Raw genomic sequence first — 9,286 nt, 5'->3', positions numbered from 1 at the left:
GCCTGCTGGGCACCCGTGCCGTACTGCTGGGCGTACTGCTGCTGGGCGGCGTCGCCGGCGTACTGCTGACCGTAGGCGTCCTGCGCCGGGTAGGCGGGCTGGCCGTACTGCTGCTGGGCGGCGTCCTGCGCCGGGTAGGCGGGCTGGGCGAAGGACTGCTGCGCGCCGGTCATGGGCGGGAACTGCTGCGGGTAGGCCCCCTGCTGCGGCATCGCCTTCGGGACCAGGTTGGGGTCGCCGTAGGCCTTCAGCAGGGCGAAGGCGAGGATGCCGAGCAGGGCACCGGAACCGAGCACGCTCACGAAGCCCGCGAAGCCCAGAGCGATGTTGTCGACATCGGCCGCCCACACGAACTCGGTGATCAGGCTCATCAGGGCGAACAGCAGTCCCACACCGCTCATGATCATGGCGATGAGCACGATCGGCTGGGCTGAGGAGCGCGTACGCTCGCTGGTCAGCACCAGGGCCGTCGCCACGGCCAGCGTGACCACGACGCCGAGGCCGAAGAAACTGGACGCAGCCGAGTTCACCGCCGAGGAGAAGGAGCCTCCAAGGCCGCTCGACCCGGCGATCAGCCGGATCAGGCCCGAGAGCATGGACGCGCCCACGGCTCCGATCAGGACCCAGGCCGCTGGCAGGCGTAGGCGCTCTAGTGTTTCGTTGTTCAAGAGAGGTTCCCCTCTACTGCTGCTGCTTCGCCGTCACATCGGTGGAAGCGGCGTCGGGCTGTTGGGTGGATCGGCCGCGTCCGGGCAGGAGTGTGGGGGCACCGGCCGGGCCGAAAGGTGGGATGGTGACCGCCGCCCCGGGGTTCGTGAACTCCCGGTACCGGAACGGTCACGTATGGGCCCGCGCCCCGGCGGGGCAGACGGTTCATACACGCACCCAGCCTGCCAGACTTGGACGCATGCGGATAGTCGTACCGGCTGGCGGTATCGGCGGCGCGCGGTTCCTCCGCGGTCTCAGGGCCGTACTCGGAACCGACGCGGCGGCCGTCGAAGAGCAGACCACAGACAACAGCATCACCGTCATCGGCAACACCGGTGACGACATCACCTTGTTCGGACTGAGGATCTGTCCGGACCTGGACACGGTGATGTACACCCTGGGCGGAGGGATCAACGAGGAACAGGGCTGGGGCAGGACCGACGAGACCTTCGCGGTCAAGGAGGAACTCGCCGCGTACGGGATGAAACCCACCTGGTTCGGCCTGGGCGACCGCGACACCGCCACCCACATCGTGCGGGCGCAGATGCTCGCGGCCGGATACCCGCTGTCGGCGGTCACCGAGGCGCTGTGCGACCGCTGGCGGCCGGGGGTACGGCTGCTGCCGATGACCGACGACCAGGTCGAGACGCACGTGGTCGTCGACGAGGGCCGGGGACGCCGGGCCATCCACTTCCAGGAGTGGTGGATCAGGCACCGTGCCGCGCTGCCCGCCGAGCAGATCGTCGGTGTCGGCGCCGAGGAGGCCAGCCCGGCCCCCGGCGTGCTGGAGGCGATCGCCGAGGCCGACGCGGTGATCCTGCCTCCGTCCAACCCGGTGGTCAGTGTGGGGTCCATCCTCAACGTCCCGGGCATCCGGGAGGCCATGGCCGCCAAGACCGTCGTGGGGGTCTCCCCCATCATCGGCGGGGCGCCCGTGCGCGGCATGGCCGACGCCTGCCTGAGCGCGATCGGCGTGGAGACCAGCGCGGGCGCGGTCGCGACGCACCTGGGATCGGACCTGTTGGACGGCTGGCTGGTGGACGAGGCCGACGCGGGCACCGAGGTGGAGGGGGTCGAGGTGCGCCCGCGTCCGCTGTACATGAGCGGCCCCGCCGCCACCGAGGCGATCGCGCGGTCCGCCGTGGACCTGGCCGTGGAGCTGGCGGAGAAGGGGGAGGAGCGCGGGTGAGCGCCGAACTGCGTGTACGCGGGCTCGACGGTATCCCCGAGGTACGCCCCGGCGCCGACCTGGCCGCTCTGGTCGCCGACGCCGCGGCCGCCTCAGGGACCCCGCTGGCCGACGGCGACGTGCTCATCGTCACTTCCAAGATCGTCAGCAAGGCCGAGGGGCGCGTCCGCGGTATGGACCGGGAGGAGGCGATCGACGCCGAGACCGTGCGGGTGGTCGCCCGCGCCGGGCGGACGAGGATCGTGCAGACCCGGCAGGGACTGGTCATGGCCGCCGCCGGGGTGGACGCCTCCAACGTCGAGCCCGGCACGGTACTGCTGCTGCCTGAGGACTCCGACGCCTCCGCCCGTGCCCTGCGTGCCGGGCTGCGCGACCGCCTGGGCGTGAACGTGGGGGTGATCGTCTCCGACACCTTCGGACGCCCCTGGCGGGTGGGACAGACCGACGTGGCCATCGGCGCGGCCGGGCTGCCCGCCGTGCAGGACCTGCGGGGCACGACCGACGCCCACGGAAACCTGATGGAGGCGACCGTCAACGCGGTGGCCGACGAGGTCGCCGGTGCGGGCGAGCTGGTCAAGGGCAAGACGAACGGGGTCCCCGTCGCGGTGGTCAGCGGTCTGGGCGGGCTGGTCACCGAGGAGGACGGGCCGGGCGCGGCGGCGCTGGTCCGCCCGGCCGACTCCGACCTGTTCCGGTACGGGTCGCGGGACGTGGTTCCGGCCCGGCGGACGGTGCGGTCGTTCACCGACGACCCGGTGGACGGAGGGCTCGTGCGCCGCGCGGTGGCCTCGGCGGTGACGGCACCCGCACCGCACCACACCACCCCGTGGCGGTTCGTGCTGGTGGAGTCGGCGCGGACGAGGAAGCAGCTGCTGGACGCGATGCTCCAGGCGTGGGTGGCGGACCTGCGCCGCGACGGGTTCACCGAGGAGCAGATCGCCCGGCGCACCAAGCGCGGCGACGTGCTGCGCGGGGCGCCGTACCTGGTGGTGCCGTTCCTGGTGGCCGACGGCGCGCACCCGTATCCGGACGAGCGCCGGGCCGGCGCCGAGCGGTCGATGTTCCTGGTGGCGATGGGCGCGGGGGTGCAGAGCCTGCTGGTGGGACTGGCCATGGAGGGGTTGGGCTCGGCCTGGATCTCCTCGACCATGTTCTGCGCGGACGTGGTGCGCGAGGTACTGGAGGTACCCGCGGAGTGGCAGCCGATGGGCGCGGTGGCCGTGGGGTACGCGGCCGAGGCGCCCGGGGAGAGGCCGCCGCGTGATCCGGAGGACTTCGTCACAGTGCGGTAGGCGGCCTTCCCGCCCATCGCACGGCGGCCTCCCCGGAGCGTGTGCTCAGGGGAGGCCGCCGCGTTTTTCGGGGGAAGGACTCGGACCGGCGCGTCAGTGCGGCCGGCGAAGCGGGCGGCGTCATGCTGGTTCGGCCGGGGTCCGACGGGGAGGTACGGGTGTCCGTCGAGGAGTACGTGGTCGCCACTCTGGTGACCGTGGTCGCGGTGATCGGCGGCCAGGCGGTCGCAGGCCGACTGCGGGTGCCGAGCGCGGTCGTGCTGGTGCTGCTGGGGATGGGGCTCGGGGCCGTGCCGTGGATGCACTCGCTGTCGGTCTCCCCCGAGATCATCCTGATGGTCTTCCTGCCACCGCTGATCTACAACTCGGCGTTCTTCTCCTCGCCCAAGGACATGCGCGAGCTGATGCGTCCCATCGCGGTGATGGCGGTGGGGGTGACGCTGGTGACCGCCTTCGGGCTGGCGGGGGTCGTCCACCTGCTGATGCCGTCGGTGGGCTGGCCCGCGGCGATCGCCCTGGGCGCGGCGATCGCGCCGACGGACGCGGTGGCGGCGTCGGCGATCCTCAAGCGTGTGGGCACGCCGCGCCGGGTGCTGACCATCCTGGAGGGCGAGTCCCTGATCAACGACGGGGTGGCGTTGACCCTGTTCAGCCTGGCCGTCACCGCGATGGCCCACCCTCTCACCCCCGGGGAGGGCGTGGTGGAGCTGGTGAGGGTCGTGGCGGGCGGCCTGCTCTGCGGCGCGGCGGTTTCCCTGGCGGTGTCGTGGTCGCGGACCCGGATGCGGGACCCGTCCCTACAGCTGATGGTCGTGCTGGTCACGCCGTTCGCGGCCTACATCCCAGCGGAGATGGCGGGCTTCTCCGGTGTACTGGCGGCCGTGGTCGCCGGGATCTACCTGGGCACGCGCGGCGAGGGCCTGCTGCCACCGCGGGTGCGGGTGAGCGGCCGGACGGTCTGGAGCACCCTGGTGAGCCTGCTGGAGTCGATGCTGTTCGTGGTGCTGGGGCTGCAACTGGACGCGGTGGTCACGGCGGTACGGGAGCACTTCGCCTTCGTGCACCTGGTGTGGGTGGCACTGGCGGCGCTGGCCGCGGCGGCCGCCCTGCGCCTGGCGCTGATGCTGATGGTCATCCCGCTACAGCGGGTCCTGCCGCTCCTGAACCCGGGGGTGTCGAACCTGTGTGAGCGGATCGTCATCGGGTGGAGCGGGATGCGCGGGGCGGTGTCTCTGGCGATCGCCCTGTCGCTGCCCGCCACGGTGGGCGGTGAGCAGTTCACCGACCGGGGCGCGCTGGTCTTCGTCGCTGGTGTCGTCGTGCTCGGGACGCTGGTGGGCCAGGGGATGACGCTTCCGCCGCTGCTGCGCTGGCTCGGCATGTCCGAGGAGGGCGCACGCCAGCGGGAGTTCCTGAGGGCGGACGAGCAGATGAGCTGTTCGGCGCTGGACAAGGTGGACGAACTGCTCCGCGAGGGCGAGGTGGACGAGAGGACCGCCGACTCGCTGCGGCGCGTGTACACGCGGCGGATCGCTCACGTACGGGGGCTGTTGGAGGCCGAGGACGAGCGGGCGCGCAAGCGGGTGGACAGCGGTAGGGCCGTGCACGCCCAGATCACGCAGGCACGCAGGGACGCGCTGGTGTCGATGTACCGGGAGGGGGAGATCGACCACGAGGTGTTCCAGGAGATGAGCCGGGACCTGGACATCCGCGACACGGGGACGGGCCCGTACGGGCCGTGAGGGGCGGGGCCGGTGCGGCCCCGGTCCGGGCGCCCACGGGGCTTCCGGGGCCAATGAATGGTACTGAGTCCCAGAGAAAAACAACAAACTTTATTTACGGTTTCCGTTGACGTGGCCGCGAGTCAACTTTAAGGTTTCTTAACAATTAGCGGCTCCCAGAGCCTTCCTTCGTCTCCCCCGCTCGACGAAAGGAGCACCCCCATATGCTCAAGCACCGTCGCAGAAAAGACTCCAAGGGCACGAAAGCAGCCCTCACCAGCGCCTTCGCGCTCCTGGCCACCGGGCTCATCGCCGGCTTCAGCCAGTTCTCCCCCACCCCCGCCGAGGTGGAGACCGTGGCCGAGAGCGAATCCGTCCAGGCCCAGCAGACCGGTCAGTGGCTCACCGGGTACTGGCACAACTTCGACAACGGCTCCACCGTGATGCCGTTGTCGGAGGTCCCCGGCGAGTACAACCTGATCGCCGTCGCCTTCGCCGACAACCACCCCACCCTCGACGGCGGGATCACGTTCAACCTCGCCAGCGACGAGTTGAACGGCTACACCGACCAGCAGTTCCGCGACGACATCGCCGCCGTCCAGGCCCAGGGCCGCAAGGTGATCATCTCCGTGGGCGGCGAACTCGGGCACGTGGACGTCGCCAACGCCGCCCAGGCGCGCAACTTCGCCGACACCGCGTACGACCTGATGCGGGACTACGGCTTCGACGGGGTCGACATCGACCTGGAGCACGGCGTCAACGCCCAGTACATGTCCGACGCCCTGCACGACCTGAGCGGCCGGGCCGGTTCGGAACTGATCATCACGATGGCGCCGCAGACGATCGACTTCCAGAGCCCGGACCGGGAGTACCCCAAGCTGGCGTCGAACATCTCCGACATCCTCACCATCGTGAACATGCAGTACTACAACTCCGGTTCGATGCTGGGCTGCGACGACCAGGTGTACTCCCAGGGCACCCCCGACTTCGTCGCCGCGCTGGCCTGCATCCAGCTGGAGACGGGGCTGAGCCCGGACCAGGTGGGCCTCGGCCTGCCCGCCGCCCAGTCGGCCGCCGGAGGCGGCTACATGGCACCCAGCCAGATCGTCCGGGCCCTGGACTGCCTGGAGGCGGGAACCAACTGCGGATCCTTCTCACCGGACACCCCCTACGGCCCGATCGGCGGTGTGATGACCTGGTCCGTCAACTGGGACGCCACCACCGGCTACGCCTTCGCCGACACGATCTCGGCCCGTCTTGGCGGCGGCCCGGGCGACGGCGGCCCCACGGACGAACCCACGGACGAGCCGACCGACGAGCCCACCGGCGAGCCCGGTGACTGCACCTCCTCGGCGTGGTCCTCCGGCAGCACCTACACCCAGGGCGACCGGGTCAGCCACGGGGGCCACGAGTACGAGGCCCGCTGGTGGACCCGCGGCGAGGAGCCCGGAACGACCGGCGAATGGGGGGTCTGGACCGAACTGGGCGCCTGCTAGGACCAAGGCCGCGTGGAGGGATCTCCCCGTCCCTCTCCCGCTACACGCGGCTCCCGGCGACCCGTCACACACTCCCGCCCGGTGACGGGCCGCCACCCCAAGGGAAGGGGCGAAGCGCCGCCCCCGGCGCTTCGCCCCTTCGTCGTGCTCCCGCCCCCGGTGCCACCGTGGAACGCCGAGAGCGGCCCCGGGAACAGGCCCGTCCCGGGTGGACGCGAGCTAGACCACGGGCAGGGTGGGTCGCAGGACGCTGGACGCCACACCGTCGCTGGCCTCGGCGACGCGCTGGCGCTCCTCGGCCACCGGGCCGTAGGTGGTGGTGCGCTGGCGGACAGGACGGCCCGTCGGCTCGACCAGGGCGCGGATGTCGCTGATGGTCTTGAACGAGCCCTGCCCCGAGCCGGCCATCCGGCTGATGGTCTCCTCCATCAGGGTGCCGCCCACGTCGTTCACCCCGCCCGAGAGCAGCTGGCGGCAGGTGCCCTCGGCGAGTTTGACCCACGAGCACTGGATGTTGTCGATGTGCCCGTGCAGCAGCAGGCGTGCCAGGGCGTGCACCGCACGGTTCTCCCGCACGGTCGGACCGGTTCGGGCCAGTCCGGCCAGGTAGATGGGCGCGTTGGTGTGCACGAACGGCAGCGGCACGAACTCGGTGAACCCACGGCGGCCGTTGCGTTCCACCGAGCGCTCCTGGAGGGAGCGCAGCAGCTTGATGTGCGCCACCCAGTGCCTCGGCGAGTCCACGTGCCCGTACATCATCGTGGAGGTGGTGGGGATGCCCAGGTCGTGGGCGGACGTGATCACGTCGATCCACTCGCTGGTGGGCAGCTTGCCCTTGGTGAGGATCCAGCGGACCTCGTCGTCGAGGATCTCCGCGGCGGTGCCCGGCACGGAGCCGAGCCCGGAATCGCGGGCGCGGGCCAACCACTCGCGTACCGGCAGGTTCGTGCGTGCCGCCCCGTTGACCACCTCCATGGGGCTGAACGCGTGGACGTGCATCTCCGGGACGCGGTCGCGCACGGCGGAGGCGATGTCGAAGTAGGCGGTGCCGGGCAGGTCCGGGTGGATGCCGCCCTGCATGCACACCTCGGTCGCCCCGGCCTTCCACGCCTCCTCGGCGCGGTCGGCCACCTGTTCCAGGGAGAGCGTGTAGGCGTCGGCGTCAGTGCGGCGCTGGGCGAACGCGCAGAACCGGCACCCGGTGTAGCAGACGTTGGTGAAGTTGATGTTCCTGGTCACCACGTAGGTGACGTCATCACCGACCACGTCCTGGCGCACCCGGTCGGCCAAGGAGGTCAACGCCTCCAGCTCGGCCCCGTCGGCGTGCAGCAGCGCCAGTGCCTCGTCGTCGGTGAGGCCGGCCGGGTCGGCCTCGGCACTGCGCAGCGCGGCGGCGATGTCGGGGTCGAACCTGTGAGGAACGGCCCCCTCCCGGTCCACCCCCGCGCGCAGCTCGTCCCAGTCACCGTAGACGGCGTCGAAGTCGCCGCGCCGGTCGTCGGTGCGGCCCTCGGTGTCGATCTCCGTGTGCAGTTCCGTACGGCCTGAGGAGACCAGCACCGCCTCGGGCTCCTGCCAGGGGCGGCCCACCACGGGCGCGTCCTCGCGGGCCAGGCCGGTCGCGGGGTCGGCGAGCGCTGCCACGTGCCCGGCCACGCGCGGGTCCAGCCACGGTTCCCCGATTCGGACGTACTCGGGGTAGACGGTGAGCCGCTCGCGTAGGGTGAAGCCGTGGGAGGCGGTGCGCTCGGTCAGGTCATCGATCTGCGGCCAGGGCCGCTCGGGGTTGACGTGGTCGGGGGTCAGCGGGGAGACGCCGCCCCAGTCGTCGATACCGGCGCGGATCATCAGCCCGTACTCGTCCACGCCTCCGTGCTCGGCGCCGATCAGGTTGGGCGGCGCCTGCACGTGCGCCTTGGGCCCCATGACCAGGCGGGTGACGGCGATCGCGGCGGCCATCTCCTCGCGTTCGGCGTCGGGCCGGTGCATCATCGCGGTCTCGGGCTTGGCCCGGAAGTTCTGCACGATGACCTCCTGGATGCCGCCGTAGCGGCGGGAGGCCCCGCGCATCGCGAAGATCGACTCGGCCCGCTCAGCGGTGTTCTCCCCGATGCCGAGGAGGACACCGGTGGTGAAGGGGACACTGGAGCGACCGGCGTCCTCCAGCACGCGCAGCCGCACCGCCGGGTCCTTGTCGGGGCTGCCGTAGTGGGCCTGGCCCTTCTCGGTGAACAGCCGGGTGGAGGTGGTCTCCAGCATCATCCCCATGGACGGGGAGACGGGCTTGAGCCGCTGGAAGTCCGCCCAGGTGAGCACACCCGGGTTGAGGTGCGGGAGCAGGCCGGTCTCCTCCAGCACCATGATGGCCATGGCCCGCACGTAGGACAGGGTGTCGTCGTAGCCGTGGGCGTTGAGCCAGTCGGCTGCCTGGCTCCAGCGGTCCTCCGGCCGGTCGCCGAGGGTGAACAGGGCCTCCTTGCAGCCCATGGCTGCGCCCTGCCGGGCGGTCTCCAGGATCTCGTCGGGCGACAGGAACGGTGCTTCGAGGCGGCCGGGCACCGTGGCGAACGTGCAGTAGTGGCAGCGGTCGCGGCACAGGCGTGTCAGGGGAAGGAACACCTTGCGGCTGTAGGTGATGACGCCGGGGCGGCCAGCGGCCTCCAGTCCGGCGTCGCGCACCCTTCCGGCGTGTTCGAGAAGGGCCTCCAGGTCCTCACCCCTGGCGTGCAGGAGCACCTCGGCCTCAGCGACGTCGAGGGTCTTGCCGTCACGAGCGCGAGCCAGCGCCCTGCGCATGGCGGACGGAGTCGGGGAAGGGACGGGGGCCGGGTCGTTCGCACCACTCATAGAGCGCACCCTACGCCCCGGGTCTTTCGTACT

General features: G+C 71.2%; 5 protein-coding genes and 1 pseudogene. 4 read left to right on the top strand and 2 right to left on the bottom strand.

Annotated features, from left to right (window positions below; genetic code table 11):
* A pseudogene (locus AC0T5L_RS01240) lies at nucleotides 1-668 on the bottom strand (hypothetical protein); the annotation flags it as partial.
* Nucleotides 669-907: 239 nt separating this feature from the next.
* Here AC0T5L_RS01240 and cofD point away from each other — a divergent pair.
* The 4 genes from cofD to AC0T5L_RS01220 all read left to right on the top strand — a co-directional run bounded on the left by cofD (nucleotide 908) and on the right by AC0T5L_RS01220 (nucleotide 6,406).
* Nucleotides 908-1,897 carry a 2-phospho-L-lactate transferase gene (cofD, locus tag AC0T5L_RS01235; RefSeq protein ID WP_476163449.1) on the top strand — a complete coding sequence of 330 codons (990 nt, stop codon included), beginning with the start codon at nucleotides 908-910 and terminating at the stop codon, nucleotides 1,895-1,897.
* A complete protein-coding gene (locus AC0T5L_RS01230) occupies nucleotides 1,894-3,189 on the top strand; it encodes a coenzyme F420-0:L-glutamate ligase (protein WP_476163448.1) in 1,296 nt (431 codons plus the stop codon). Before cofD ends, AC0T5L_RS01230 begins: the two co-directional genes overlap by 4 nt.
* A 158-nt stretch (nucleotides 3,190-3,347) precedes the next feature.
* The gene (locus AC0T5L_RS01225; RefSeq protein WP_476163447.1) at nucleotides 3,348-4,931 is read left to right on the top strand and encodes a Na+/H+ antiporter; all 1,584 of its coding nucleotides are present in this window, start codon (nucleotides 3,348-3,350) and stop codon (nucleotides 4,929-4,931) included.
* 203 nt (nucleotides 4,932-5,134) lie between these two features.
* Nucleotides 5,135-6,406, top strand: a complete 1,272-nt coding sequence (locus tag AC0T5L_RS01220) for a glycosyl hydrolase family 18 protein (RefSeq protein ID WP_476163446.1) — start codon at nucleotides 5,135-5,137, stop codon at nucleotides 6,404-6,406.
* 219 nt (nucleotides 6,407-6,625) lie between these two features.
* Here AC0T5L_RS01220 and AC0T5L_RS01215 read toward each other — a convergent pair whose 3' ends face one another.
* A complete protein-coding gene (locus AC0T5L_RS01215; RefSeq protein ID WP_476163445.1) occupies nucleotides 6,626-9,253 on the bottom strand; it encodes a bifunctional FO biosynthesis protein CofGH in 2,628 nt (875 codons plus the stop codon).
* Nucleotides 9,254-9,286: the final 33 nt, after the last annotated feature.

The sequence above is a fragment of the Nocardiopsis sp. TRM 82005 genome (assembly GCF_056312425.1).
Note: the sequence above shows the minus strand (reverse complement) of the source record. Positions and strands in the feature narration are given on the sequence as shown.